Source organism: Nocardioides sp. YIM B13467, assembly GCF_042788075.1.
In the GTDB taxonomy this organism is placed as follows: Bacteria; Actinomycetota; Actinomycetes; order Propionibacteriales; family Nocardioidaceae; genus Nocardioides.
Window position 1 is genome coordinate 1,484,255 of record NZ_JBHZPJ010000046.1, and the last position, 25,717, is coordinate 1,509,971.

A 25,717-nucleotide genomic window follows, 5' to 3' on the forward strand; every position below is an offset into this window, starting at 1 on the left:
ACAGGCACTCGCGGCAGACTCAGGTGCATCCCCAGGAGGAGAGCAGACACAGATGAGCCAGTTTTCGGCAGACAAGTTCACCACCAAGGCTCGCGAGGCGATCGAGGCCGCGCAGCTCGCCGCCACGACGGCGGGCAACACCACGACCGAGCCGATCCACCTGCTCGCCGCGCTGCTGCAGCAGGACGAGGGCACCGCGACGTCGATGGTCACCAAGTCCGGTGTGGACGCCGAGGAGCTGTCGCGAGCGGCGGCCGCCGACCTCGCCGGGCTCCCGCGCGCCAGCGGGTCCACGGTGCAGCAGCCCGCTGCCTCGGGCGCGCTGACGCGTGTCCTGGCCGGGGCGATCACGCTGGCCACGTCCCTGAAGGACGACTACGCCGCCACCGAGCACCTGCTGATCTCGCTCGCCACGGTCGAGTCGTCGGCGCAGAAGGTGCTCAAGGGCGCGGGGCTCACCGAGAAGGGGCTGCGCGAGACGCTGAAGGCGGTCCGCGGCAACCGCCGGGTGACGAGCCAGGACGCCGAGGACTCCTACGAAGCGCTCGAGAAGTACTCCCAGGACCTCACCGAGGCCGCCGAGCGCGGGAAGCTGGACCCGGTCATCGGCCGTGACGCCGAGATCCGCCGCGTCATCCAGGTGCTGTCGCGGCGTACGAAGAACAACCCGGTCCTCATCGGCGAGCCCGGCGTCGGCAAGACGGCCGTCGTCGAGGGGCTCGCGCAGCGGATCATCGCGGGTGACGTACCCGACTCGCTGAAGGGACGTCGCGTGCTGAGCCTCGACCTGGCGGCGATGGTCGCCGGCGCGCAGTACCGCGGCCAGTTCGAGGAGCGGCTCAAGGCCGTCCTGGAGGAGATCAAGGCCGCCGAGGGGCAGGTCATCACCTTCATCGACGAGCTGCACACCGTCGTCGGCGCGGGTGCGGGCGGCGACTCCGCGATGGACGCCGGCAACATGCTCAAGCCGATGCTCGCGCGCGGTGAGCTGCACATGATTGGTGCGACCACGCTCGACGAATACCGCGAGCGCATCGAGAAGGACCCGGCCCTGGAGCGCCGCTTCCAGCAGGTCTTCGTCGGTGAGCCGTCGGTCGAGGACACCGTGCAGATCCTGCGCGGCATCCAGGAGAAGTACGAGGCGCACCACGGTGTCCGCATCACCGATGCCGCTCTGGTGGCCGCCGCGACCCTGTCCGACCGCTACATCACCGGCCGGCAGCTGCCCGACAAGGCGATCGACCTCATCGACGAGGCAGCCTCCCGGCTGCGGATGGAGATCGAGTCGTCTCCCGAGGAGATCGACCAGCTCCGCCGCGCCGTCGACCGGCTGAAGATGGAGGAGTTCGCGCTCTCCAAGGAGTCCGACGACGCCTCGCTCGAGCGTCACGCGGCGCTGCGCAAGGAGCTCGCCGACAAGGAGGAGGAGCTGCGCGGGCTGGAGGCGCGCTGGGAGCAGGAGAAGGCCTCTCTCGAGGGTGAGGGTGCCCTGCGCAAGCAGCTCGACGCGCTGCGCAGCGAGGCCGAGCGACTCCAGCGAGAGGGTTCGCTGGGGGAGGCCTCGGAGATCCTCTACGGCCGCATCCCGGAGCTGGAGCGGCAGATCGCCGAAGTTGCCGAGGCCGAGGGCGATGACAACGTCACCGACCGGCTGGTCGGCGAGGAGGTCGCTGCCCAGCAGATCGCCGAGGTCGTCGAGGCCTGGACCGGCATCCCGACCGGCAAGATGCTCCAGGGCGAGCAGGCCAAGCTGCTCGAGATGGAGTCCGTCATCGGGCGGCGCCTGATCGGGCAGAAGTCCGCGGTCACGGCGGTCGCCGACGCGGTGCGACGTTCTCGCGCCGGGATCGCCGACCCCAACCGCCCCACCGGCTCGTTCCTCTTCCTGGGTCCGACCGGCACCGGCAAGACCGAGCTGGCCAGGTCGCTCGCCGACTTCCTCTTCGACGACGAGCGCGCGATCGTACGCATCGACATGTCCGAGTACTCCGAGAAGCACTCGGTCGCGCGGCTGGTGGGAGCGCCTCCGGGCTACGTCGGCTACGAGGAGGGTGGTCAGCTGACCGAGGCCGTACGGCGCCGCCCCTACTCGGTGGTGCTGCTCGACGAGGTCGAGAAGGCTCACCCCGAGGTCTTCGACATCCTGCTTCAGGTGCTCGACGACGGGCGGCTGACCGACGGTCAGGGCCGCACGGTCGACTTCCGCAACACGCTTCTCATCCTCACCTCCAACCTCGGCTCGAACTTCCTGGTCGACCCGGTCATGGACGAGCAGGAGAAGCGCGAGGCGGTCATGGCCGTGGTCCGGGCGTCGTTCAAGCCCGAGTTCCTCAACCGCCTCGACGAGGTCGTCATGTTCGACGCCCTCTCGCTCGCCGACCTCACCAAGATCGTCGACATCCAGCTCGGTCTGCTCGAGAAGCGTCTGGCTGCCCGCCGCATCTCGATCTCCGTCACCCCCGCCGCACGGGAGTGGCTGGCCGAGACCGGCTACGACCCGGCGTACGGCGCCCGCCCCCTCCGCCGCCTCATCCAGTCCGCCATCGGCGACCCGCTGGCGCGGATGCTCATCGGCGGGGAGGTGTCCGACGGCGGCCAGGTCACCGTCGACCGCGACGGCGACGGTCTCACCCTGAAGCCCTGAGCCGAGGCGTCACCCCGGTCGGCCGAGTGGGCACACAGGTGCCCACTCGGCCGACGTACGTNCGTGCCCTACTCCCACGCCCACTACGCCGGGAACCTGGTCGACGGGGCCTACAGCCTGGGGCTGTTCGGCGACGTCGCGACCGAGATGTGCATCCTCACCGACGGCGACGAGGGTCTGTTCGCCTCCTACGACGACGTGCAGTTCAAGGCACCCGTGCGTGCCGGCGACGTCCTGGAGATCACCTGCGAGCTGATCAAGGCCGGGACCCGGTCCCGGGTGATGGAGTTCGCCGTGTACGTCGTGGCCCGAGGAGCCGCGACCGAGGCCCGTCCTGGGGCCGCTGAGATCCTGGGGGAGCCGCTCCTGGCCACCTCCGCGCGCGGTACTGTCGTCGTTCCATGAGTGCCGTAACGAGTACGCGAAGGCGACACGCCGAAGTTCCTCGATAATTCGTCGCTTTCTTGCGCTCCGCAGGCTGTGGTTGACCTGCGGAAACATATGTTTCCGCAGGTCAGGGCTGTGTTGACTTCTGCGGAGCCAGCGGGTGATGGTGGCAACGTTCGCCCATGCAGAGTTGCGGTCGGCGGACCGGCGCTCGACGAATCGGGTCGGGGGGTGTCGAGCCAGGCATGCCTTCGACGCGTTTTCGTGGGCGCGGTCAACGGCCGCGAGGGCAACGCGGGAGGGCCAAGGCGCCCTTAGACAACGACCGTCCCCCTGCCGCCAGCAGGGATCGGAACGGCCCGAAGAACGTCTTGTTCCTCCCGCGCTCTGTCTGTCTGCGATCGCCTCGCCATCGCGCTGTCCCGCTCGATCGGGATCTTGGGATCAACCGGTGGGCGGATATCCTGTGATCTCCACCCCCATTCCTTGACAAGGCCGGCGTACGTGACGAACGAGCAGCTTCCACCCTGGACCGAGATCGGCCGGGCGGTGATGGTCATCCCGACCTACAACGAGGCGGACAACCTCGCCTGGATCGTCGGACGGCTACGCAAGGCGCAGCCACGTGTCGATGTGCTGATCGTCGACGACGGCTCACCCGACGGCACCGGCACGATCGCCAACGAGCTGGCCGACAACGACGAGCAGATCCACGTGCTGCACCGCACCGAGAAGGCCGGGCTGGGGGCTGCGTACCTGCACGGGTTCGGCTGGGCCCTCGACCAGGGCTACGACGTCGTCGGGGAGATGGACGCCGACGGCTCGCACCAGCCCGAGGAGCTCCACCTGCTGCTCGAGGCGCTCACCTCCGCCGACCTGGTGATCGGTGCCCGCTGGATTCGCGGCGGCTCGGTGGTCAACTGGCCGCTGTCGCGACGCGTGCTGTCGGTCGGCGGCAACTTCTACGTCCGGCTCCTGCTCGGCATCGGCGTCCACGACGCCACCGCGGGCTACCGCCTCTTCCGGCGTACGACGCTGGAGAAGCTGCAGCTGAACAGCGTCGAGTCGACCGGCTATGTCTTCCAGACCGAGATGGTGACGCGTACGCTGCGGGCCGGCCTGACCGTCAAGGAGGTCCCGATCCAGTTCATCGAGCGGGTCCGGGGCGAGTCGAAGATGAGCCCTGCGGTGGCCGCCGAGTCGATGCGCCGGGTGACCCGCTGGGGCCTGGCCGAGCGCCGCGACCAGCTGTTCCGTCTGCTGCGCCGATTCGGACTGGACCGTTTCGCGGGAGGCCGTCGATGACGACGCGTCGCCGCCGGTTCTCCTGGGTGCTGGTGCTGCTGTTCCTGGTGATGCCGCTGGCCGAGCTGTTCGTGCTCATCCAGGTCGGCCAGGTCATCGGCGTGTGGTGGACGATCCTGCTGCTGGTCGCCGACTCGATCTTCGGTGCCTGGCTGATGCGCCGCGAGGGCTCACGGGCCTGGACCGCGCTGTCCACGGCGCTCTCCTCGGGCAAGCTGCCGTCGAATGAGATCGCCGATGGCGCGCTGATCCTGCTCGGTGGGGCGCTGATGCTGAGCCCCGGGTTCGTGACCGACATCTTCGGCATCGTGCTGATCCTGCCGTTCACCCGGCCGTTCTTCCGGCGCATCCTGGCCAAGGTCGTGCAGAAGCGCCTGGTGACCGCCGCGATGCCCTCCACGTTCGGTGCCGGAGCCAGGCCGCGCAACGACGACATCGTCACCGGCGAGGTCATCGACAAGGACAACCTGGCCTGACGATCTGGCTTGAGATACGCCGAAGGCGGCCTTCCAGCTGGAAGGCCGCCTTCGGCGTATGTGGCTGTGTCAGAAGTCAGGCGTTGGCCTTCTTCTTCCCCGGTCCCTTGCGGTGCAGGTGAGCCGGGCCGATCTCGCCACCGCGAAGCAGGTCGAGGCGCTCCTTGAGGATGTCCTCGAGCTCCTTCTCCGAGCGCCGCTCCAGGAGCATGTCCCAGTGCGTACGCGCCGGCTTCTCGGCCTTCTCCTCCGGCTTGGCACCGGAGAGGTTGAGAGCTTCCATGCCGCAGCGCGGGCACTCCCAGATGGCCGGAACCTCGGCCTCGTCCGACATCGTGATCTCGAAGTCGTGACCCTGCGGGCAGCGGTATGCCACCTGCTGGCGACCCGCGAACTCGATCCCGCGTTCGTCCTCAAAACTTTGTCCGCCCAGTCGGGCGCCGCGCAACGTGCGCTCGGCCATGAAGCACCTCCTGAGTCGATCGTCCCCCGTTGAATGAGCTGAAGAGCGAAGCGGTCTGCGGACTCATGACGCAGGCCGGTCAGGCCTCTTCACATCGTCAACGGTACAGAGGAGGTGATGATTCCGTGAATTGTCGAGATCCTCGCCGTGTTGTTCGACACAGGGCCCGCCTGACCTGCGGATCTCCCTGAGAAAGTCCTGAGCGGCCGATGTCTTGAACCCGCCAGCCGCCAGGCGTGGTGCTAGACCCGTTCGGGCGCCCGGTTGCCCGCCTGCTCGATGCCCTTCGTGGTGTTCACCAGCGCGAGCAGCCCGCCGCCGAGGACGAAGAAGGCGATCAGGGCCAGGATCGCGGGCCGGTAGGAGTCGGTGATCTGGTAGACGAGGCCGAAGACCAGGGTGCCGAGCCAGGAGGTGCCGCGGTCCATCGCGTGGTAGAGGCTGAAGTACTCCGCCTCCTTGCCGGCTGGGATGAACAGCGAGAAGTAGGACCGGGCCAGCGCCTGGGTGCCGCCCATGACCAGACCGATCCCGACCGCGACGACCAGGAGCGGCAGCAGGGTCTGCTCCGGCACGAAGTAGGCCGCGACGACGATGACCATCCAGCCGACCAAGCCGCCGAGGATCACCCGCTTGGCGCCGAAGCTCTTGGCCAGTCGACCGAAGACGATCGCCCCGCCGACGGCGACGAACTGCACCAGCAGGTAGATGCCGAGCATCGTGCCGGTCTCGAACCCGAGCTCCTCGACCCCGTAGATCGACGCCGAGCTGATCACCGTCTGGATGCCGTCGTTGAAGAAGAGGTACGCCAGCAGGAAGGTCAGCGCGACCGGATACTGCGGCAGCTCCCGGAGCGTCACGAACAGCTGGCCGAAGGAGCGAGCCACGACACCGCCGGCGACGTCCTCGACGTCGGCGGGCTCGCGTCGGCGGATCCGGCGCCACGGGATGATGATGAACCCCGCCCACCACAGCCCGGCCGAGAGCATCGAGATCCGCACCGCCAGCGCCGTCCCGAGGCCGAGCGGGTCGGCGAAGGTGACCAGGAGGAAGTTGATCGCGAGCAGCAGCCCGCCACCGGCGTACCCGTAGGCCCAGCCGATCGAGGAGACCCGGTCGCGCTCCTCCTCGGTCGAGATCAGCGGCAGGATCGAGTCGCTGACCACCACCGCCGCACCTGCGCACAGGTTGGCGATGATGAACATGATCGAGCCGAACCACCAGTTGTCCCCGGTCATGAAGAACAACAGCGCGGCACAGAGCGCACCGGCCCAGGCGAATCCGGCCATCAGGTCCGGCTTGCGCGAGGTGCGGTCGGCGATCGCGCCGACCAGCGGGTAGATGATCGCCGACAGGAGGGTGGAGAAGGTGATGACGTACGACGGCAGCGCGCCGGGCGCGATCGAGAGCCCGAGCACGTCGATCCGGTTGTCGACGGCGGCCGCCTTGGCGATCTCGATCAGGTAGGGCGCGAACAGCACGCCGGCCACCGTCGTCTGGAAGGCGGAGACGGCCCAGTCGGTGAAGAACCAGCCCTTCTGCTCGCGCGCCCGCTCGATCGGCGTGAAGTCGCCGATCCCGGCTGATGTGGTCACTTCTCGGGCTCCTCGCCATTCTCTTCGGACTCGGCCTCATCGGTGGGCTCAGCCCGAGACGGCTCAGCGTCCCACAGCCCACGTTCCTCCAGGAACGCTTTCAGTACGTCGGTGCGATCGGTCATCAGCCCGTCGACGTCGCACTTGATCAACCGCTCCATCTCTGCCGGTTCGTCGACGGTCCAGACGTGGACCTCCTTGCCGGCCTTGTGAGCTCGACGGACAAGGCCGCGCGATGCCACCCGGATGGACAGCGGGCCGAGAAGGCGCTGGTGGTGCGGGATCTGGAGGGCGTCGAACTGCCCGCCCGCGAGCCGCCTGGCCATCCCTGCGGTGGGAGCGAGTACGTAGGCCAGCACCTCCCGTGGATTCGCCGAGGTCCGCACGCGCCCCTCGGTCAGACGCCGGAACTTCTTGATCCGGCGGGCCGAGAAGGAGCCGACGATGACCTTGTCCTCGTGGCCGGTCGCGGCGAGGAGCTCCGCCAGCGCACCGACCGCTCCGTCGGACTTGAGGTCGATGTTGAAGGTGACCTCGGGGAATGCCTCGAAGAGCTCCGCCAGCGTCGGCACCCCGTGCAGACCCCCGATCCGGGCGGCCTGCACCTCGGCGTACGTCATCTCCGCGATCAGGCCGCTGACGTCGGTGACCCGGTCGAGCGCCTCGTCGTGGAAGGCGAGCAGGACGCCGTCGCGGGTGACGTGCACGTCGGTCTCGAGATGGGTGTAGCCGAGCTTCACCGCGTGCTGGAACGCCTCCATGGTGTTCTCCATCCCGACCAGGTCGGGATGGAGCGCTCCACCACGGTGCGCATAGGCGCGTACGCGTCGTTGCTGCTCCCTCACGGGGAGCATCTAACCACTCGTGAGGGCCGGATCACATGAGCCCGCAGGCTCAGTTCACTCAGATGTCGCGGAAGGCGGTGATGTTCGCGCCGAGCTGGTTGAGCCGCTCGGCGAGGTCCTCGTAGCCGCGGGCGATGACGTAGGTCGAGCGGAGCACGGAGGTGCCCTTCGAGGCGAGCATCGCGAGCAGCACGACGACGGCGGGACGCAGCGCCGGTGGGCAGACGATCTCCGTGCCGGAGAAGTGGGTCGGTCCCTCGATCATCACCCGGTGCGGGTCCATGAGCGTGACGTTGCCGCCGAGCTTGTTGAGCTCGGTCAGGTAGATCGCCCGGTTCTCGTAGACCCAGTCGTGCAGCAGCGTCTGGCCCTGCGCCACCGCGGCGATCGCGGCGAAGAACGGCAGGTTGTCGATGTTGAGGCCCGGGAAGGGGAGCGGGTGGATCTTGTCCAGCGGGGCGTGCAGCACCGAGTGCTTGGTGTTGATGTCGACCAGGCGGGTCTTGCCGTTGAGAGCCAGGTACTCCTCGGAGAGGGTGTAGTTGAAGCCCATCTCCTCCAGCGTCGCCAGCTCGATCTCCATGAACTCGATCGGGACGCGCTTGATGGTGATCTCGGAGTCGGTCACGATCGCGGCGGTCAGCAGCGACATCGCCTCGATCGGGTCCTCACTCGGCGCGTAGTCGACATCGACGTCGATGACCTCGCGGCCGGTGACGCGCAACGTGGTGGTGCCGATGCCCTCGACCTCGACACCCAGCTTCTGCAGGTAGAAGCAGAGGTCCTGGACCATGTAGTTGGAGGACGCGTTGCGGATCGTGGTGGTGCCGGGGTGCAGCGCCGCCGCCATCAGGGCGTTCTCGGTGACGGTGTCGCCGCGCTCGGTCAGCACGATCGGGCGGCCCGGCTGGATCTCCCTGTTGACGCTCGCGTGGTAGGCGCCATCGGTCGCCTTGACCTCGAGCCCGAAGGGGCGCAGGGCCGACATGTGCGGCTCGACGGTGCGGGTGCCGAGGTTGCAGCCACCGGCGTAGGGCAGCTCGAAGGTGTCCAGGCGGTGCAGCAGCGGACCGAGGAACATGATCACCGAGCGCGTACGGCGCGCGGCCGCCTCGTCCACGGCGTCGAGGCGCAGCTCCTTCGGCGGCACGATCTCGAGGTCGTTGTCGTCGTTGAGCCAGCGGGTCTGCACGCCGATCGAGTTGAGCACCTCGATGATCCGGTTGACCTCTTCGATGCGTGCGACCTTGCGCAGCGTCGTACGGCCCCGGTTGAGGAGCGAGCCGACCAGGAGGGCGACCCCGGCGTTCTTCGAGGTCTTGACCGTGATCTCACCCGAGAGCGTCGTCGGGCCGGTGACGCGCAGGTGCGTGGGGCCGGCGCCGATGTCCACGAGGGAGGAGTCCAGAGCGGCACCCACCCGGGCGATCATCTCCAGCGACAGGTTCTGTTGCCCCTGCTCGATGCGGTTGATCGCGCTCTGACTGGTGTTGAGAAGGTCAGCGAGCTGTGCCTGGGTCAGGCCCTTGTGCTTGCGCGCATCGCGAATCAGATTCCCGATACGACCTTTGTATCCGTCGGTCATGGTGCACCACCGTAACTCATATATGAGATAAGCCTGGATTCCCCGCGAAGTGTCGGCGTTTCGTTTCAGGTCTGTTGCTCCGGCTCCCGCAAAGGCCACCGTGTGCAACATCTCGTACGCCGGGTGACAGGATGCCACCATGCGCGCGACGACTATCCATGGGGTGGGCGACATCCGCTTCACCCAGGTACCCGATCCTGCTCTTACGAAGCCCACGGACGCAATCGTGAAGGTCGTGGGCTCCTGCATCTGCGGCTCCGATCTGTGGAACTACCGCGGCTCCAACGGTGACATCGAGGAGCCGCGCACCATCGGCCACGAGTGCATCGGCGTGATCGAGGAGGTCGGTGCAGACGTACGCGACTTCAGGGTCGGCGACTTCGTGATCGTCCCCTTCGACCACTGCGACAACACCTGCCCGCACTGCCTGGCCGGAGTCCAGTCGGTCTGCGAGAACCTCGGCTTCACGGTCAGCGGACAGAGCGAGTACGCCCTGGTCAACCAGGCCGACGGCTCGCTGGTCAAGCTCGACGAGACGCCGGACCCGTCGATGTACCCCGACCTGCTGGCGCTCACCGACGTGATGGCCACCGGCTGGCACGCCGCGGTCATGTCGGGCCTCGGCAACGGAGCCAAGGGCGGCACCGCGGTCGTGGTCGGCGACGGCGCGGTCGGTCTGTGCGGCGTGCTGGCTGCTGCTCAGCTCGGCGCCGAGCGGGTCGTGGCGATGTCGCGCCACGAGGCCCGCCAGGAGATCGCCAAGAAGTTCGGAGCCACCGACATCGTCGCGGCCCGCGGCAAGGAGGGCGAGGCGGCCGTACGCGAGCTCACCGGCGGCGTCGGCGCCGACTATGTCCTGGAGTGCGTGGGCACCGACCAGTCCTTCAAGACGGCCTCCAAGGTGGCCCGCCCGGGTGCGACGGTCGGGTTCGTCGGCGTTCCGCATGACGTCAACCTTCCGGTCAACGCGCTCTTCCGCACCAACGTCGGCCTCAAGGGCGGGATGGCGCCGGTGCGCCGCTACCTCCCCGACCTCCTGCGCCTGACGCTGGAGGGCACGATCAACCCCGGCTTGGTCTTCGACAAGGCGCTGCCGTTCGCGGAGGCCGCCGAGGGCTACCGCCTCATGGACGAGCGGCTCGCGACCAAGGTCCAGCTCACCTACTGATCCACGCCGATCCCGGGCGGGGGATCGGCCGAGCGCCTCATCTGAGAGACTCGGCCGATGCCCCGCACCGACACCATGCGCCTGCGCCCGCTGTCACCGGGCGACGAACACGTCTTCGCCGACTGGGCACACGATGAGGAGTTCCGGGTGGCCAACGGCTGGCCGGAGCGCGACCGCGACGGTCACCTCCGCCACTGGCGCCGGTTGATCGATGCCCCGCCGCCCGAGCTGATCAGGCTCGCGGTGGAGCTCGACGAGGAGGTCGTCGGCTACGCCGATCTCCACGGCCTGGCTCCCGACACCCGTGAGCTCGGTCTCGCCATCGGCCCCAGCTCGCGGTGGGGTCACGGCCTCGGCCAGCGGGCCATCAAGACCGCGCTCACCTACGGCTTCTCCATCCTCGACCTGACCCGGATATGGGCCGAGACGCACGAGACCAACACCCGCGCCAAGAAGCTCTTCGACGCGACCGGCTTCATCGAGACCGGCCGCCACGGCTCAGACACCTACCGCGGCGAGGACGTCAGCCTCGTCCAGTACGCCGTCGAACGCCCCTACTAGTTGTACCCGGCCATCAGGTTGGTAGCAGCCGGCTGATGGGTGGTTGGCCTCCGAGTGCGCTGTGGCGGCGTTCAGTGTTGTAGTGCTCGAGCCATGGCGCAAGGGCGGCGGCTCGCTGATCGTTGGTGGTGAAGGCTTGGCGGTAGGCCCACTCGGTGGCCAGGGTGCGGTTGAGGCGCTCTACCTTGCCGTTCTGCCAGGGACAGTGGGGTTTGATGAACTTCTGCTTCGCGCCCAGCGCGGCGATGACGCGTTTGAGGTCGGCTGAGTACCGGTAGGCGAAAGCGTTGTCGGTGATGACGCGCTCGATGCGTGGGATGCCTTTCTCGGCGAAGTAGGTGGCGGCTCGTTCCAAGAACGCGGCACAGGTCGCACCCTTCTCGTCGGGCAAGACCTCGGAATAGGCCAACCGGGAGTGGTCATCGACGAGTGAGTGGACGTAGTCGTAGCCGATCGGGGTTCTCTCGATCCGCGCTTGGTGGCTGGATCTGAGCTCGCCTCGCCCGCGCCAGCCCCCGCCATTAGGGATCTTGCCGAGCTTCTTGACGTCCATGTGGACCAGTTCACCGGGCCGGTCACGTTCATAGCGGACCGTCGTGTGCTTCGAGGACCGGATCACCTCCCCGGTGATCGGGTCGCACTCACGCAGATAGGGCACCCCATGGCGGCGCAGGATCCGCGAAACCGTCCGGGACGGCACACCGAGTTTGGGGCCCAAGACATCCGGACCGTCGCGATGGGCCGCGCGGGCGGCCAGGACCTGCTGCTCGACCTCGGGACTGGTCTTGGTCGGCATCGTGTGGGGCCGCGAAGACCGAGTGACCAAACCGGGTTCGCCTTCGGCGGCGTAGCGGTCGATCCAGGTCTTCACACACTTTCGAGAGACCCCCATCGCCGCGGCGATGTGGGCTTGTTTCCATCCGGCCTGGTGGCGTTGGACGATCAGTCGGCGACCGTGAACGGTCAACCGGGCACTACCGTGGGACACGAGAACCTCCGGGTTGGAGTGGGCCTTAGACAAGCCACATCCCATTCGGAGGTTCTCGCTCGTTCAACCAGACTCGCCGCTACCAACGTCCTGGCCGGGTACAACTAGTCGGCGATGCGTGCGGGCTTCTTCTGGGGGTAGCCCTCGGGGAGGAGCATGGTCCCGTCCTGGTGGCGGTAGAGGACCTGCCAGTGCCAGTACAAGTCGTACGCAGCGGGGGACCGCTTCATCTGCTCGGCGTAGGCGCTGACAGCCGCCACGTAGCGGTCGGAGTGGTTGTAGGACCACAGGGCGCCGGCCATATCGCCGGGCGCGCCGTTGTTGGCGAGCATGCGGCCGGCGGCCATGATCGCGTCGGCGGGGTCGTTGATGTCGCCGCCGGCGCCGTACTGGGCGAAGGTCGAGGGCAGGAACTGCATCGGGCCCTGGGCACCCGCGGTGCTGGTGCCGCGGATGCGACCCATCCGGGTCTCAACCAGGTGGACGGCGGCGAGGTACTCCCACGGCGTCCCGGTCTCCTGCTGCGCCTTGCGGTAGAGCGGGCGCAGCTCGTCCGGCGTCGGCGGTGTCAGGATCTTCCAGTCCGGGAGCTCGGGCTGGGGGTCGGTCATCACCATGAGTTCGCGCGCCGCGGCGATGTCCGACTCGAGCTGGGCGCGGTCGGCGCGGCCGAGGGCGCCCAGCACGTCGTCGGCCTTCGCCTTCGACCCGCGGGCGAGGTCGCGGGCGGTGGTCTGCTCGAACAGCGCGGCCTCGCGTACGTCCCCGGCTCCGGGCTCTCCAGCGGCGACCGTCGCCATCGCCTGGGCGAGGCGGTCTGCCAGAGGCACGGACGCATCGTCCAGAGGGACCGTCGTCGGTGACGGGACTGGCGTCGAGGACGGGACGCGCGTCGACGCCGACGGGCTGCCGGCCGGATCCGAGGACGGATCACCACCACAGCCGGCGACGAGCGCCAGGGCTGTGACGGTGGTCAGGGCAGCGAGCCGAGTGCGCACGCGATCGACGCTACCCGACGGCCGACTACGCGCCGCTGCGGCCGACGCTCTGTCCGATGATGGCCGCCAGCTCGGCCGGCTTGGTCAGCTGGGGCCAGTGCCCCGTGGGAAGGTCGACGAAGGTCGCGTCCTTGTGCTTCGGTATGGCGGCGACCGACTCGGTGCCCTCAGCGATCCACTCCTTCAGATCGGCAGCGGTGTATTCGGGGCAGACGAACACTGCCGGGACCGAGTAGCGACGGTCGTCGCTGAGCTCGAACGGCTCGGAGGTCAGGTTGGCGGGGGAGGGCCGCAGCAGCGCCTCGAAGGTGGCGCGGTCCAGGTCGCGTACGTCGGCATCGTCGAACTCCTCCCACGGCACCGGCGGCAGGTCGGCGCCGTCGGTGGGGAAGTTCTTGGCCGGGATCATGCCCGGCTCGGCCGGCCAGCCGCCGACGTAGACCACGGCGGCGACCCTGTCGACGCGAGCATCGAGGGCCGCACCGGCCACCGCGCAGCCCATCGAGTGTCCGACGAGGATCACCTGCCCGGCCGACTCGTCGATGGCGGCCACCACGGCAGCGACCTGGTCGGCGACGTGCACGCCGGACCGGTCGGTCTCGGCCGACTCGAGGCCGGGCAGGGTGAGCGGCCGCGGAGTGTGGCCGGAGTCGGTCAGGTGGGGGACGACGAGGTCCCATGAGGAGGCGTCAAGCCAGAGGCCGGGTACGAGAACGATGTCCATGCGGCGATCCTCTGCCTGGTTGCGGACGATCTGCTTCCGCCACTCAAAGAATCTTTCGAACAAAAGAACGGTGACCACCGCAAACGCGGTGGTCACCGTTTCTGGACGCCCGAGACAGCTGACGTCAGGTCGTTCAGCGAGCGCCGGCGACCTCCAGTAGCTCCGCGACCTCGTGGGCGCGGCAGTCGCAGTCGGAGTCGCACGGCAAGAAGCGGTGACGTGCGTGACCGCAGTCGCGGCACGGCATGTCGTGAGAAAGCGTGAAGCTCTGCACCTCAACGGTGTCCCACATAATTAATTCATCCCCCAGAGAATGTTGGTCGGTCTTTATCGGTGAAGCTGCCTGATATGTAACACGATAATCCGCGACTTCGGAAGAGCTCGGACAACACGCCGAGACAATGTTTTCCCTGGTCAGTCGACCGATATGATTATTCGGTCGACCGATAGATAAACTCATAAGGGGCTGCTGTTGATGCCGCGTGGACGTTCGCTTTACAACGCCCACGAACGCGCTCTCGCGTGTTGACGGAATGAAAGCAGAACGCAGACCTGCAGGTCACAACCCACAAGGTGGCGTCAGTTCGGGGGTCGGTTCCGGAGTGCAGAACGCCCAGAGGCGAAGGTCCCAGCCGCTCTGGCTGACCCGACATGGTCGGCGTCCGCGGCCGCCCTGAGGGAATCTCGCAGGACTGTTGAGAGTTCTACTAGTCGTGAAGAACATCGGATTCTTGTCTTTCGGCCACTGGACACCGTCGCCCTACTCGCAGACGCAGTCGGCACGAGACGCCCTGATCCAGGGGATCGAGCTCGCGGTCGCCGCCGAGGAGCTGGGGGTCGACGGTGCGTACTTCCGGGTCCACCACTTCGCCCGCCAGTACGCCTCGCCCTTCCCGCTGCTGTCCGCGGTCGGCGCCCGCACCTCGAAGATCGAGATCGGCACCGGTGTCATCGACATGCGCTACGAGAACCCGCTCTACATGGCCGAGGACTCGGCGGCCGCCGACCTGATCTCCGGCGAGCGCCTGCAGCTCGGGATCAGCCGCGGCTCACCCGAGCAGGTCATCGAGGGGTGGCGCTACTTCGGCTACGACCCCGGCGAGAACGCCTCCGAGGCCGACATGGCCCGAGCTCACACCGAGACGTACCTCAAGATCATCGAGGGGGCGCAGTTCGCCGAGCCCAACCCGCGGCCGATGTTCCCGAACCCGCCGGGCAAGCTCCGGGTCGAGCCCTACTCCGAGACGCTGCGCGACCGGATCTGGTGGGGTTCGAGCTCGCTGGCGACCGCGCGCTGGGCCGCGGGGCTCGGGATGAACCTGCAGAGCTCGACCCTCAAGAACGACGAGAACGGCAAGCCGTTCCACATCCAGCAGCGCGAGCAGATCGAGGCCTACCGCGAAGCCTGGAAGGAGGCCGACCACGAGCGTGAGCCGCGCGTCTCGGTCTCGCGCTCCATCTTCGCCCTCGTCAACGACGAGGACCGCCGCTACTTCGGCCTGGACCGGCAGACCAAGGACCAGATCGGCAACATCGACGACCAGACCCGCGCGATCTTCGGGCGTTCGTACGCCGCGGAGCCCGACGTCCTGGTCAGGGAGCTCGCCGAGGACGAGGCGATCCAGGCCGCGGACACGCTGCTGCTCACGGTGCCGAACCAGCTCGGCGTCGACTACAACGCGCATGCCCTGGAGAGCATCCTGACCCACGTCGCCCCTGATCTGGGCTGGCGGTAGAAACCTGTGGGCCGCGCAACTTCCGAGTCACAAAAGGGCGCATAATCGTTGTCATCCGCCCCACGTGGCCGCACCATTGGCTACCGTGCACGGCGACCGTTATTCAAGGGGGACCCCTGTTGGCTACGTACGCTGAGCTGCTTGACGTCTATCTTCGCGATCCGGGCCCGGAGTCGCTGAGAGCCCTACGTGAGGCGATCCTGGAAGCCCCGAACTTCCGGCCCGATCTCGAGATCACCGAGATGATCGCCCCGATGATGTCGGTCGGCGACTACGCCGGCGCGATCGCCGCCGTCCACGGGCTGATGCCCGGCGCGATCTTCAGCCCGTCGGCCCATGCTGCCCTCGCCGACGCCCAGCGCGGCCTCGGCAACCTCGAGCAGGCCCAACGCGAGTCGATCCTGGCCCAGTCAGCGCTCGACAGCATCATCAGCACCGGAGAGGGCACCGAGTCCGAGCCGTGGTCGGTGCTGCGGACCAGCGACGCCTACGACGTGGTGCTGGCCTCGGGCAAGACGCCGCGTTCACAGGTCGCGGTCGGCAAGCTCGACCGGATCGTGTGCACCGACTCGACGGTCTGGTTCTTCGACACCAGCAACGACTTCGCCAGGGCCTGACCGCGGCGTGCCGAGATCCGTACTGGTCACCGGCGCGGCCGCCGGCATCGGCCGGGCGACCGCGCTCCGTTTCGCCCGTGAGGGGTGGCTGGTCGGCGCCTACGACATCGACCTCGACGGCCTGGCATCGCTGGCGACCGAGGTCGAGCCGCTCGCCGGGGAACTGGTCACCGGAACCCTGGACGTACGTGACGCCGTGTCCTGGCAGACCGCCCTGGACGGCTTCGTCGCTGTGAGCGGCGGCAGCCTCGACGTACTCGTCAACAACGCCGGCATCATCCAGATCGGCAAGTTCGCCGACCTGCCGCTGGACCGGCAACAGGCGATCATCGACGTCAACGTCAAGGGCCTGGTCAACGGCTGCCACCTCGCGCGCCCGTTCCTGCGGCCCGGCTCCCACGTCGTCAACCTCGCCTCCGCCTCGGCCATCTACGGCCAGCCCGGCATGGCGATCTACTCCGCCACCAAGTTCGCCGTACGCGGCCTCTCCGAGGCTCTCGACCTGGAGTGGTCCGGCGACGGGATCACGGTGACGGCCCTGTGGCCGCTGTTCGCCGACACCTCCATGGTGTGGGGCCACGACTTCCCGGCGCTGCGGCGGCTCAAGGTCTCGCTCACGCCCGACGACGTCGCTGAGTCGGTCTACGCCGCCGCGACCAGCGGCCACGGCCTCCTCGGTGGCGTCCATCGCGGCGTCGGCACCAAGGCGCGCGTCCTGCTCGGCCTCTCCGGAGTCACCCCGAGCTGGGCCAACCGAGTGTTCAACCGGCTGATCTCGACCTGATCGACGCCTTCTTATTGTTCACCGGGTTGTTGCCGGTAGGGACGGTGTGCGTCGGGTTCCTGACGGCCCCGGCGCGCACGCTCGGGAGCATGATGAGTCGCATCTTGCGGATTCTGCTCGCCGGGATGGTTGCCGTCGTGCTCGCCTCGGCGGCGCTGAGCGCGGCGAAGGCCGACGAGCCCCGGGCCTCCGACCAGGGGCAGGTCGTGTTCGACCGTCACGAGGTCCCGCCCGAGGATGCGCGGCCGGGTGGTGGCGCGGCGCCGTTCGAGACCGGCGTGGTGATCGTGCTCAACACGCTGCTCCTCGGCGGGCTCCTGGGCGGGATGCTCTGGGCCCGGCGGCGGCTCGGCTGCGCCGACTCGACGCTCCCGCGTGTGTCCGTATGATGATATTGCCGTCTCATTTATCGGGATTCCACGCGTAGAGTCGATGTATGTCGACCTACACCCATGGCCATCACGAGTCGGTCCTGCGCTCGCACAGGTGGCGTACGGCGGAGAACTCCGCTGCGTACCTGCTGCCCCAGCTGAGCCCTGAGCAGTGGCTGCTCGACGTGGGTGCCGGGCCGGGGACGATCACGCTCGATCTTGCCGGCCGGGTCGCTCACGTGACCGCCACCGAGATCGGGGAGCCCGAGCTCGAGCTCTCCCGGCAGTCCGCCGAGGCCGGGGGAGTCACGAACGTCGACTTCCGGGTCGAGGACGTGCACGCGCTGAGCATCGAGGACGATACCTACGACGTGGTTCACGCCCATCAGGTGCTGCAGCACGTGAAGGACCCGGTGCAGGCGCTGCGGGAGATGCGACGGGTGACGAAGCCCGGAGGGATCGTCGCGGCACGGGACAGCGACTACGCGGCCTTCGTCTGGTGGCCGGAGTCGGCCGAGCTGACCGAGTGGCTGCGCCTCTACCGGCGAGCTGCCCGGGCCAACGGCGGTGAGCCCGACGCGGGCCGGCGGCTCGTCTCCTGGGCACGCGCGGCCGGGTTCGACGACATCGAGGCCACCTCGAGCACCTGGTGCTTCTCCACCCCCGAGGACCGGGCCTGGTGGGGCGGGATGTGGGCCGACCGGTTCACCGACTCGGCGGTCGCTCGCCAGCTCGTCGACTCCGGAGACGCCACGACCGCCGACCTCGCCCGGGTCGCGGACGGGTGGCGGTCGTGGGCTGAGGCGGAGGACGGTTGGTTCTCCGTCCTCCACGGCGAGATCCTGGCTCGCGCCTGAGGGTCGTGGCCGAGCCTCAGCGGCGCAGGATCCGCGCCGAGAGCGTGTTGCCGAGCAGCTGGATGACCTGCACGAGCGCGACCAGGATGAGCACGCAGACCCAGGTGACGGTCGGGTCGTACTGCCGGTAGCCGAAGGTCTGGGCGAAGCTGCCCAGACCGCCACCGGCGATCAGGCCGGCGACCGCCGACATGTCGACGACCGCCACGAAGGCGAAGGTGTAGCCGAGGATGATCGGCGCCAGCGCCTCGGGGAGGACGACGGTGGCGGCGATCCGGGCACGGCTCGCCCCCATCGCCCGGGCGGCCTCGATCACTCCCGGCGGGACGGTCACGAGGTTCTGCTCGATGATCCGGGCGATGCCGAACATCGCGGCGAGGATCAGCGAGAACACCACCGCCGGCATGCCGATACCGGTGCCGACGACCAGCCGCGCCGCCGGTTGGACGGCGGCGATGAAGATGATGAACGGGATCGGCCGGAAGAAGTTGACCAGCACGTTGAGGACGACCGAGACGACGGCATTCTCGTACAGCCCACCCTTGCGGGTCAGGTAGAGGCCGAGCGCGAGCAGCAGACCCAGGGTGCCGCCGATCAGCATCGTCAGCGCGACCATGAGCAGCGTCTCGCCGGTGGCCTGCCAGATGTCCGGCCACAGCTCGCCGAGGCGGGTGTCGGTGGGGAGAGCGGTCAGCATCACAGCTCCTTCGCGGGGACGAGGGCGGCCAGCTCGCGTACGGCCTCGTCGACCGAGGTCGCAGGACCGTCGAGGGCGAGCGTCAGGTTGCCGAAGGTGGCGCCCTGGATCTCCTCGATCCCGCCGAAGACGAGCTCGAAGGCGATCCCGCGTTCGAGCAGGACCGCGAAGATGTCTGTCTGGCGGGGTCCGCCTTCGCGCAGCTCGAGCTTCACGAACCGGCCGGGATGACGGGACCGCAGAGCCGCGAGCGCCTCGGTGGACGGCTCGTCGTCGACGACGGTGCCGACGAAGCGACGAGTCACCGGCTGCCGAGGCGCCGAGAAGACGTCATAGACGGCACCGGACTCGACGATCCGGCCGTTCTCCATGACCGCGACGTGGTCGGCGAGCTCGCGGACGACCTCCATCTCGTGGGTGATCGCCACGATCGTGGTGCCGAACTCCTCGTTGACCTTCTTCAGGAGTCGCAGCACCTCATGGGTGGTCTCCGGGTCGAGCGCGCTGGTGGCCTCGTCGGCGAGCAGCAGGGAGGGGTTGGTGGTGAGCGCGCGGGCGATGCCCACGCGCTGCTTCTGTCCGCCCGAGAGGTTGCGCGGGTAGGTGTGGGCCTTGTCGGGGAGCCCGACGAAGTGGAGCAGCTCGGAGATCCGGCGCTGCTGCTCGGCCTTGGCGACGCCGGCGATCTGCAGCGGGTAGGCCAGGTTTCCCCAGACCGTACGCGACTCGAAGAGGTTGAACTGCTGGAAGATCATCCCGATGCCGAGGCGGATCGGCCGCAGCTGCCGCTCGTGCAGGCCGACCAGCTCGGTGCCACCGACCTGGATGGAGCCCGAGGTGGCCGGCTCGAGGCCGTTGAGCAGCCGGACGAGGGTGGACTTGCCGGCCCCGGAGTAGCCGACGATCGCCTGTACGTCACCGGCGGTGATGTCGAGGTCGACGTCGACCACGGCGTGGACCTCGTTGCGACCCTTCGCTGCCGGGTAGGTCTTGGTGACGTTGCGGAGCCGCACCAACGGNTCACCGCCCGGCGCGAGGTGATCCTCTCCGGCGGCGCGATCAACACCCCACAGCTGCTGATGCTCTCCGGGATCGGTCCGGCGGCCCAGCTGAAGGGCCTCGGTGTCGATGTCGTACGTGATGCGAAGGAGGTGGGGGAGAACCTCACCGACCACCTCGTCGCCGGCATCGGCTGGGAGGTCGAGCAGGGCTCGCTCGCGACCGCGGAGTCGGCACGTCACCTGCTCAACTACCTGCTGCGCAGGCGCGGGATGCTCACCTCCAACGTCGGCGAGGCGTACGGCTTCATCCGCTCGCGCCCCGACCTGGAGGCGCCCGACATCGAGATGATCTTCGCCCCGGTCGGTTTCTTCGACGAGGGTCTGATCCCGTTCGTGGGTGAGGCGGTCGTCGCCGGTCCGATCCTCGTCGACCCGGCCAGCCGCGGCAGCGTCACGCTCGCCTCCAAGGACCCGGCCGCCAAGCCGATCATCGACCCCCGCTACCTCTCCGACCCCGAGGGCAGGGACCGCGCTGCCATCGTCGAAGGTGTCCGGGTGACGCTGGAGATCGCCTCGCAGCCCGCGCTCAAGCCGTTCCTCGGCAAGTTCCTGCGCCCCGACGTCCCGGTGAACTCGTCCGCGGAGGAGGTCGCCGACGCGCTCCTGGCACGTCACGCCCACACCCTCTACCACCCGACCGGAACCTGCCGGATGGGCACGGACGAGGCCAGCGTGGTCGACCCCCGGCTTCGCGTACGCGGCGTCGAGGGCCTCCGCGTCGCCGACGCCTCGGTCATGCCCAGGATCGTGCGCGGCCACACCAACGCGCCCGCGATCCTGATCGGCGAGCGCGCCGCGGAGCTCATCACCAGCGACTGACACCCTCAGCAGACCCTTGGAACCCAACCGTGACTCAGGTCACACTGGTCTCATGACGGATTCCTACGCTGCCGGAGAGACGACCACCCCGCTGCTGGAGGAGACCATCGGCGCGAGCTTCGACCGCACCGTCGCCAGATTCGATGGCCGGGAGGCGCTGGTCGAGGTGGCGTCCGGTAGACGCTGGACGTACGCCGAGATGAGCCGCGACGTCGACGCGCTGGCCGTCGGGCTGCGCAAGGCCGGGATCGGGAAGGGCGATCGGGTCGGCATCTGGGCACCGAACTGCGCGGAGTGGACGCTGACCCAGGTGGCGACCGCGAAGATCGGCGCGATCCTGGTCAACATCAACCCCGCCTACCGCACCCACGAGCTGGCGTACGCCCTGACCCAGTCCGGCATCAGGCTGCTCGTCTCCGCGCCCGCGTTCAAGACCTCCGACTACCGCTCGATGGTGGCCGACGTCCGCGGCGACTGCCCCGACCTCGAGCAGACCGTCTTCATCGGCGACCCGGAGTGGACCGCGCTCCTCGAAGCCGGCGCCGGCGAGCGGCTGGCCGACCACGTCACCTATGAGCTGAGCCCCGAGGACCCGATCAACATCCAGTACACCTCGGGCACCACCGGCTATCCCAAGGGCGCGACGCTGAGCCACCGCAACATCCTCAACAACGGCTACTTCACCACCGAGACGATCGGGTTCACCGAGAACGACCGGCTGGCGATCCCGGTGCCCTTCTACCACTGCTTCGGGATGGTGATGGGCAACCTGGGCTGCATCACCCACGGAGCCACGATGGTGATCCCGGGCCCCGCGTTCGACCCGGCGACCACCCTGAAAGCCGTCCAGGACGAGCGCTGCACGGCCGTCTACGGCGTACCGACCATGTTCATCGCGATGCAGAGCCATCCCGACTTCGCCACCTTCGACCTCAGCACGCTGCGCACCGGGATCATGGCAGGCAGCCCGTGCCCGGTCGAGGTGATGAAGCGGTGCGTCAACGAGATGCACATGAGCGAGGTCTCGATCGCCTACGGCATGACCGAGACCTCGCCGGTCTCGACCCAGACCCGGATGGACGACGACCTCGAGCACCGCACCGCCACCGTCGGCCGGGTGCATCCGCACGTCGAGGTACGCGTCGTCGACCCGACCTCCGGCGCGGTGCTGCCCCGGGGCGAGGCGGGTGAGCTCCAGACCCGCGGCTACTCGGTGATGCTCGGCTACTGGGCTGACGAGGAGAAGACCCGGGCGGCGATCGACGAGGAGGGCTGGATGCACACCGGCGACCTCGCCGTGATGAACCCCGACGGCTACTGCAACATCGTCGGCCGGATCAAGGACATGGTCATCCGTGGCGGCGAGAACATCTACCCCCGCGAGATCGAGGAGTTCCTCTACACCCACCCCGACATCGAGGACGTCCAGGTCATCGGCGTCCCCGACGAGACCTACGGCGAGGAGCTCTGCGCCTGGGTCCGCCTGCGCCCCGGCGCCGAGCGGATGACGGCCGAGACCCTGAAGGCGTACGCCACCGGCAAGCTCGCCCACTACAAGATCCCGCGCTACGTCCTGGTCGTCGAGGAGTTCCCGATGACCGTGACCGGCAAGGTCCGCAAGGTCGAGATGCGGGAGAAGACGGTCTCCGAGCTCGGACTCTAGGGGCTTTTCAGAGCCTCAGGTCAGCGAGGCTGCCGCGACCGCGGTGTCCTCGCCGACGAGGGTGATCTCGACCCGCTCGACGTCGGCGATCGGCACCGCGGAGGAGGCGTCCAGCCCGAGCGTCTCTCCACCCGACCAGGTCCACGACCCGGCGACGGTGCGCGCGCCGTCGCGGCCGACCAGCACCAGGTCGTACGTCACCGGCTCACCCGGATAGTCGGACGGCCCCGGCGGGCTCTTGCCGGGCTCGGGCGGGTAGTGGCAGCTCCACTTGAGCTTGGTGCCCCAGGAGGTCGGGGTGACGACGAGCTGGGCCCACATGTCGACGCTGCCCACCGGCCGCAGGTCGACGGTGCGTACGTTCGCGCCCGCAGAACCCGATGGCGTGGCGGAGGTCGACGGGGCCGCGATCGGCTGCTGGGTGCCGTCACGACCGAGCACCAGACCGCCGATCGCCGTGCCGCCGGCGAGGAGGACGACGGCGGCCGCGACCGCGAACGCCCGGCGGCGCAGCCGCGACCTGCGTACGGCCCCGGCCAGCTCCGCCAGCGGCGGAGTCACGCCCGCGGCAGGCTCCTCGAGCAGCTCCTCGGCCTCCTCGCGCGAGAGCGCGCCGAGCAGCCCGGGCATCCCGGCGAGCTCGGCGACGGCGTCGTGGCACACGCTGCAGCTGGTCAGGTGCCGCTCGTAGGCCCTACGCTCGCTCGGGCTCAGCGCGCCGAGCACGTAGGACGCGTCCCAGTCGGCGTACCTCTCATGTGCGGAGGCGTCCAGGTCATCGTTCATGACGTGACCCCCTTCTCTTGCAGGGCGAGACGCAGGGCTCGCAGACCGTAGTGCATCCGGGACTTGACCGTGCCGGGCGGGATGTCGAGCTCGTGGGCGAGCTCGGCGACCGACCGGCTGCCGTAGTAGGCGCCCACCACCACCGCACGGTGGTCGGCGGAGAGGGCGAGCAGCGCATCGGCGACGACCCAGGAGTCGAGCACCGCCTGGGTCTCGTCCGCCCGCGTCGCCTCGGGCGGCGACTCCGCGGCGTACTCCCGTTTCCGGCGTGCGCTGCGCAGGTCGTCGATGACGAGGTTGCGGGCGGTGGTGAACAGCCAGGCGCGTACGCCCTCGTCGGGCCGCTGCAGCACCTCCGGATGACGCCAGGCGCGCAGCAGCGTCTCCTGCACCACGTCCCGCGCCTCCTCGGCGTCACCGGTGCGGCGTACGACGTAGCGGTAGAGCGCCTCCGAATGGGCGTCGTGCACCGCTACGAGCAGCTCGTCCTCCGCACCCATGTCACCTCCCGCATGCCCCAAGGATCCCAGAGTCCCGGATCAGCCCTTGGCCAGGTCGAGCGAGAACTCCACGCTGCCGGTGTCCTCGACGCTCACGAAGCCCAGGTTCGGCGCCTCGACACCGAAGTCCGCGAAGGTGATCGGCACGCTGCCGACGACCTGGAGCGCGTTGGTGCCGTCGCCGCCGACCTCGGCGTCCACGGTCACCGACTTCGTCTCGCCGTGCACGGTGAGGTCACCGACCAGCGCGACCTCGGTCGCGCCCTCCTCGAGGGCGGCGGGCTCGGTCAGCTCGAAGGTGGCGGTGGGGAACTGATCGGCCTCGATCGCGTTCTCGCGGAAATAGCCGTCGCGGTTGCCGGAGTCGGTGGCGATCGTGGCCACCTTCACCTCGATGCTCGCCTCGGTGACCTCGTCATCGGCGATGGTGACCTCGCCGGTCACGTCCTCGGTGCGGCCGGTGACGGTGACGTCCTCGCCCCGGAGCACCTCGTCGAGGCGGTAGCCGGCGTAAGAGCCGTCCGAGACGGTCCAGGTCCCGCTGCTGTCGGCGCCGTCCGCGGGCGCGGCAGACGCGCTGAGGCTCGGCTTGTCTTCGGCTGCGGACTCGGCCCGGTCCGCGTACCAACCGGGTCCGAAGATCACCGCGGCGCCTCCGACCACGACCACTGCCACACCGATTCCGACTGCTGCCTTCGTACGTGTCCGCACGCCGTTTCCTCTCGCCTGGAGGCTGACCCGATGCCGGCCTTCACCCCTACTACGGAGCGCGGTGGCGAACGGTTCGAACGACTTCCAGTGACGGGTGACACAATCGGCAGCGCGCCCTCTCTCGACCCCAAGGAGACCCCATGCCCCAGACCCCGCTCGAGCTCTTCGGCACCGAGGCCCTCATCGGCGATGAGGACCGAGCGATCCGCGACACGGTGAGATCCTTCGCGGAGAAGGAGATCAAGCCGCACCTCGCCGACTGGTTCGAGGCCGGCGAGGTCCCGGTCCGCGAGCTCGCGCCCGAGCTCGGCAAGCTGGGCGTCCTCGGCATGCACCTGGAGGGCTACGGCTGCGCGGGCACCAGCGCCACGGCGTACGGCCTGGCCTGCCTGGAGCTCGAGGCGGCCGACTCCGGGATCCGCTCGCTGGTCTCCGTGCAGGGTTCGCTGGCGATGTTCGCGATCTGGAAGTGGGGGAGCGAGGAGCAGAAGCAGGAGTGGCTGCCGCGGATGGCGGCCGGCGAGGCGATCGGCTGCTTCGGGCTCACCGAGCCCGACTTCGGCTCCAATCCGGCCGGGATGCGGACGCGGGCGCGCCGCGACGCCTCGGGCGACTGGATCCTGAACGGCACCAAGATGTGGATCACCAACGCCCCGGTCGCCGACGTCGCGGTCGTGTGGGCCCAGACCGACGAGTCCCCCGACGGCAAGGGCATCCGCGGCTTCGTGGTCCCCACCGACACCCCCGGCTTCTCCGCTCCGGTGATCAAGCAGAAGCTGTCCCTGCGTGCCTCGGTCACCGGCGAGATCGTCCTCGACGACGTACGCCTTCCGGAATCTGCCGCGTTCCCCGACGTCAGGGGCCTGAAGGGTCCGCTTTCGTGTCTGAACGAGGCCCGCTTCGGCATCGTCTTCGGCGCCGTCGGCGCGGCCCGCGACTGCCTCGAGTCCGCCATCGCGTACGCCGCCTCCCGCGAGATCTACGACAAGCCGCTGGCCGGTTTCCAGATCACCCAGACCAAGCTCGCCGACATGACTCTCGAGCTCGGCAAGGCGATGCTCCTCGCACTCCACCTGGGCCGTCTGAAGGACGAGGGCACCCTCCGCTCCGAGCAGATCTCCCTCGGCAAGCTCAACAACGTCCGCGAGGCCATCGCCATCGCCCGCGAGTGCCGCACCATCCTCGCCGCCGCCGGAGTCACCCTCGAGTACCCGATCCTGCGCCATGCCAACAACCTCGAGTCGGTCCTGACGTACGAGGGCACGAGCGAGGTCCACCAGCTCATCATCGGCCAGGCGCTGACGGGGGAGTCCGCCTTCCGCTGACCGATGAGTCGGCGCTGGCGGTGCCGCAGCTCGAATGTCTAGCGCTGCTAG

The 25,717-nt window shown here is 68.6% G+C and carries 26 protein-coding genes; 14 read left to right on the top strand and 12 right to left on the bottom strand.

Annotated features, from left to right (window positions below; translation table 11 throughout):
• Positions 1-52: 52 nt before the first annotated feature.
• From clpB to ACFX43_RS14265, 4 genes are all read left to right on the top strand, one after another.
• On the top strand, positions 53-2,644 hold the full coding sequence (gene clpB, locus ACFX43_RS14250; protein WP_378824531.1) for an ATP-dependent chaperone ClpB: 2,592 nt from the start codon (positions 53-55) through the stop codon (positions 2,642-2,644).
• Between the two features lie 63 nt (positions 2,645-2,707).
• Complete coding sequence (locus ACFX43_RS14255) at positions 2,708-3,049, top strand: hotdog domain-containing protein (protein ID WP_378824553.1); 342 nt, start codon at positions 2,708-2,710, stop codon at positions 3,047-3,049.
• Between the two features lie 534 nt (positions 3,050-3,583).
• On the top strand, positions 3,584-4,336 hold the full coding sequence (locus ACFX43_RS14260) for a polyprenol monophosphomannose synthase (protein ID WP_378840883.1): 753 nt from the start codon (positions 3,584-3,586) through the stop codon (positions 4,334-4,336).
• Entirely contained in the window at positions 4,333-4,812 is a 480-nt protein-coding gene (locus ACFX43_RS14265) for an FxsA family protein (RefSeq protein ID WP_378824562.1), read from the top strand. Before ACFX43_RS14260 ends, ACFX43_RS14265 begins: the two co-directional genes overlap by 4 nt.
• A 76-nt stretch (positions 4,813-4,888) precedes the next feature.
• Here the strand turns inward: ACFX43_RS14265 and ACFX43_RS14270 are convergent, their stop codons facing one another.
• From ACFX43_RS14270 to ACFX43_RS14285, 4 genes are all read right to left on the bottom strand, one after another.
• Entirely contained in the window at positions 4,889-5,275 is a 387-nt protein-coding gene (locus ACFX43_RS14270; RefSeq protein ID WP_008359714.1) for an RNA polymerase-binding protein RbpA, read from the bottom strand.
• A gap of 242 nt (positions 5,276-5,517) precedes the next feature.
• A complete protein-coding gene (locus tag ACFX43_RS14275) occupies positions 5,518-6,870 on the bottom strand; it encodes an MFS transporter (RefSeq protein WP_378824575.1) in 1,353 nt (450 codons plus the stop codon).
• Positions 6,867-7,715, bottom strand: coding sequence for a glycerophosphodiester phosphodiesterase (locus ACFX43_RS14280; protein ID WP_378824584.1), 849 nt, complete (start codon positions 7,713-7,715; stop codon positions 6,867-6,869). Before ACFX43_RS14280 ends, ACFX43_RS14275 begins: the two co-directional genes overlap by 4 nt.
• Before the next feature lie 58 nt (positions 7,716-7,773).
• Positions 7,774-9,300, bottom strand: a complete 1,527-nt coding sequence (locus ACFX43_RS14285) for a UDP-N-acetylglucosamine 1-carboxyvinyltransferase (protein WP_350844536.1) — start codon at positions 9,298-9,300, stop codon at positions 7,774-7,776.
• A 139-nt stretch (positions 9,301-9,439) separates the two neighbouring features.
• On the opposite strand from ACFX43_RS14285, the gene ACFX43_RS14290 reads away from it, so the two are divergent.
• Complete coding sequence (locus ACFX43_RS14290) at positions 9,440-10,468, top strand: zinc-dependent alcohol dehydrogenase family protein (protein WP_378824604.1); 1,029 nt, start codon at positions 9,440-9,442, stop codon at positions 10,466-10,468.
• A 57-nt stretch (positions 10,469-10,525) separates the two neighbouring features.
• Entirely contained in the window at positions 10,526-11,029 is a 504-nt protein-coding gene (locus ACFX43_RS14295) for a GNAT family N-acetyltransferase (RefSeq protein ID WP_378824628.1), read from the top strand.
• Positions 11,030-11,042: 13 nt separating this feature from the next.
• Here ACFX43_RS14295 and ACFX43_RS14300 read toward each other — a convergent pair whose 3' ends face one another.
• From ACFX43_RS14300 to ACFX43_RS14310, 3 genes are all read right to left on the bottom strand, one after another.
• The gene (locus tag ACFX43_RS14300; protein ID WP_378824644.1) at positions 11,043-12,017 is read right to left on the bottom strand and encodes an IS481 family transposase; all 975 of its coding nucleotides are present in this window, start codon (positions 12,015-12,017) and stop codon (positions 11,043-11,045) included.
• Positions 12,018-12,121: 104 nt separating this feature from the next.
• Positions 12,122-13,015: a transglycosylase SLT domain-containing protein gene (locus tag ACFX43_RS14305; protein WP_378824671.1), complete on the bottom strand. Its 894-nt coding sequence runs from the start codon at positions 13,013-13,015 to the stop codon at positions 12,122-12,124.
• Between the two features lie 25 nt (positions 13,016-13,040).
• On the bottom strand, positions 13,041-13,739 hold the full coding sequence (locus ACFX43_RS14310) for an alpha/beta fold hydrolase (RefSeq protein ID WP_378824709.1): 699 nt from the start codon (positions 13,737-13,739) through the stop codon (positions 13,041-13,043).
• A 713-nt stretch (positions 13,740-14,452) separates the two neighbouring features.
• On the opposite strand from ACFX43_RS14310, the gene ACFX43_RS14315 reads away from it, so the two are divergent.
• From ACFX43_RS14315 to ACFX43_RS14335, 5 genes are all read left to right on the top strand, one after another.
• Positions 14,453-15,475 (top strand): LLM class flavin-dependent oxidoreductase, encoded by a 1,023-nt coding sequence (locus ACFX43_RS14315; protein WP_378824726.1) that lies wholly within the window; start codon positions 14,453-14,455, stop codon positions 15,473-15,475.
• Between the two features lie 119 nt (positions 15,476-15,594).
• Positions 15,595-16,092 carry a DUF4919 domain-containing protein gene (locus ACFX43_RS14320; RefSeq protein ID WP_160023517.1) on the top strand — a complete coding sequence of 166 codons (498 nt, stop codon included), beginning with the start codon at positions 15,595-15,597 and terminating at the stop codon, positions 16,090-16,092.
• A gap of 7 nt (positions 16,093-16,099) precedes the next feature.
• On the top strand, positions 16,100-16,876 hold the full coding sequence (locus ACFX43_RS14325) for an SDR family oxidoreductase (protein ID WP_378824747.1): 777 nt from the start codon (positions 16,100-16,102) through the stop codon (positions 16,874-16,876).
• Between the two features lie 89 nt (positions 16,877-16,965).
• Positions 16,966-17,265 (top strand): hypothetical protein, encoded by a 300-nt coding sequence (locus ACFX43_RS14330; RefSeq protein WP_378824754.1) that lies wholly within the window; start codon positions 16,966-16,968, stop codon positions 17,263-17,265.
• A gap of 47 nt (positions 17,266-17,312) precedes the next feature.
• Positions 17,313-18,104, top strand: coding sequence for a class I SAM-dependent methyltransferase (locus ACFX43_RS14335; RefSeq protein ID WP_378824765.1), 792 nt, complete (start codon positions 17,313-17,315; stop codon positions 18,102-18,104).
• A 16-nt stretch (positions 18,105-18,120) separates the two neighbouring features.
• On the opposite strand, the gene ACFX43_RS14340 is transcribed toward ACFX43_RS14335, so the two are convergent.
• Positions 18,121-18,801, bottom strand: a complete 681-nt coding sequence (locus tag ACFX43_RS14340) for a methionine ABC transporter permease (protein WP_378824800.1) — start codon at positions 18,799-18,801, stop codon at positions 18,121-18,123.
• The gene (locus tag ACFX43_RS14345) at positions 18,801-19,814 is read right to left on the bottom strand and encodes a methionine ABC transporter ATP-binding protein (protein WP_378824849.1); all 1,014 of its coding nucleotides are present in this window, start codon (positions 19,812-19,814) and stop codon (positions 18,801-18,803) included. The genes ACFX43_RS14340 and ACFX43_RS14345 overlap by 1 nt, the downstream gene beginning before the upstream one ends.
• A gap of 24 nt (positions 19,815-19,838) precedes the next feature.
• On the opposite strand from ACFX43_RS14345, the gene ACFX43_RS14350 reads away from it, so the two are divergent.
• Both ACFX43_RS14350 and ACFX43_RS14355 read left to right on the top strand, forming a co-directional pair.
• On the top strand, positions 19,839-20,681 hold the full coding sequence (locus ACFX43_RS14350; protein WP_378824894.1) for a GMC family oxidoreductase: 843 nt from the start codon (positions 19,839-19,841) through the stop codon (positions 20,679-20,681).
• A 52-nt stretch (positions 20,682-20,733) separates the two neighbouring features.
• Entirely contained in the window at positions 20,734-22,344 is a 1,611-nt protein-coding gene (locus ACFX43_RS14355) for an AMP-binding protein (RefSeq protein WP_378824905.1), read from the top strand.
• A 15-nt stretch (positions 22,345-22,359) separates the two neighbouring features.
• Here the strand turns inward: ACFX43_RS14355 and ACFX43_RS14360 are convergent, their stop codons facing one another.
• From ACFX43_RS14360 to ACFX43_RS14370, 3 genes are read right to left on the bottom strand one after another with little or no spacing between them, the layout of a single operon-like run.
• A complete protein-coding gene (locus ACFX43_RS14360) occupies positions 22,360-23,130 on the bottom strand; it encodes an anti-sigma factor family protein (RefSeq protein WP_378824916.1) in 771 nt (256 codons plus the stop codon).
• A complete protein-coding gene (locus ACFX43_RS14365) occupies positions 23,127-23,630 on the bottom strand; it encodes a sigma-70 family RNA polymerase sigma factor (RefSeq protein WP_378824929.1) in 504 nt (167 codons plus the stop codon). Before ACFX43_RS14365 ends, ACFX43_RS14360 begins: the two co-directional genes overlap by 4 nt.
• Positions 23,631-23,669: 39 nt before the next feature.
• Positions 23,670-24,341 carry a YceI family protein gene (locus ACFX43_RS14370; RefSeq protein ID WP_378824948.1) on the bottom strand — a complete coding sequence of 224 codons (672 nt, stop codon included), beginning with the start codon at positions 24,339-24,341 and terminating at the stop codon, positions 23,670-23,672.
• A 140-nt stretch (positions 24,342-24,481) separates the two neighbouring features.
• Here ACFX43_RS14370 and ACFX43_RS14375 point away from each other — a divergent pair, with 140 nt between their 5' ends.
• Complete coding sequence (locus ACFX43_RS14375) at positions 24,482-25,666, top strand: acyl-CoA dehydrogenase family protein (protein WP_378824974.1); 1,185 nt, start codon at positions 24,482-24,484, stop codon at positions 25,664-25,666.
• Positions 25,667-25,717: the final 51 nt, after the last annotated feature.

What these genes read in the sequence shown, in the direction of transcription:
- ACFX43_RS14270 (WP_008359714.1), bottom strand. Translation starts at nt 5,275, where the DNA reads ATGGCCGAGCGCACGTTGCGCGGCGCCCGACTGGGCGGACAAAGTTTT.
- ACFX43_RS14310 (WP_378824709.1), bottom strand. Translation starts at nt 13,739, where the DNA reads ATGGACATCGTTCTCGTACCCGGCCTCTGGCTTGACGCCTCCTCATGG.
- ACFX43_RS14335 (WP_378824765.1), top strand. Translation starts at nt 17,313, where the DNA reads ATGTCGACCTACACCCATGGCCATCACGAGTCGGTCCTGCGCTCGCAC.
- ACFX43_RS14340 (WP_378824800.1), bottom strand. Translation starts at nt 18,801, where the DNA reads ATGCTGACCGCTCTCCCCACCGACACCCGCCTCGGCGAGCTGTGGCCG.
- ACFX43_RS14260 (WP_378840883.1), top strand. Translation starts at nt 3,584, where the DNA reads ATGGTCATCCCGACCTACAACGAGGCGGACAACCTCGCCTGGATCGTC.
- ACFX43_RS14295 (WP_378824628.1), top strand. Translation starts at nt 10,526, where the DNA reads ATGCCCCGCACCGACACCATGCGCCTGCGCCCGCTGTCACCGGGCGAC.
- ACFX43_RS14355 (WP_378824905.1), top strand. Translation starts at nt 20,734, where the DNA reads ATGACGGATTCCTACGCTGCCGGAGAGACGACCACCCCGCTGCTGGAG.
- ACFX43_RS14365 (WP_378824929.1), bottom strand. Translation starts at nt 23,630, where the DNA reads ATGGGTGCGGAGGACGAGCTGCTCGTAGCGGTGCACGACGCCCATTCG.
- ACFX43_RS14290 (WP_378824604.1), top strand. Translation starts at nt 9,440, where the DNA reads ATGCGCGCGACGACTATCCATGGGGTGGGCGACATCCGCTTCACCCAG.
- ACFX43_RS14360 (WP_378824916.1), bottom strand. Translation starts at nt 23,130, where the DNA reads ATGAACGATGACCTGGACGCCTCCGCACATGAGAGGTACGCCGACTGG.
- ACFX43_RS14375 (WP_378824974.1), top strand. Translation starts at nt 24,482, where the DNA reads ATGCCCCAGACCCCGCTCGAGCTCTTCGGCACCGAGGCCCTCATCGGC.
- clpB (WP_378824531.1), top strand. Translation starts at nt 53, where the DNA reads ATGAGCCAGTTTTCGGCAGACAAGTTCACCACCAAGGCTCGCGAGGCG.
- ACFX43_RS14285 (WP_350844536.1), bottom strand. Translation starts at nt 9,300, where the DNA reads ATGACCGACGGATACAAAGGTCGTATCGGGAATCTGATTCGCGATGCG.
- ACFX43_RS14265 (WP_378824562.1), top strand. Translation starts at nt 4,333, where the DNA reads ATGACGACGCGTCGCCGCCGGTTCTCCTGGGTGCTGGTGCTGCTGTTC.
- ACFX43_RS14330 (WP_378824754.1), top strand. Translation starts at nt 16,966, where the DNA reads ATGATGAGTCGCATCTTGCGGATTCTGCTCGCCGGGATGGTTGCCGTC.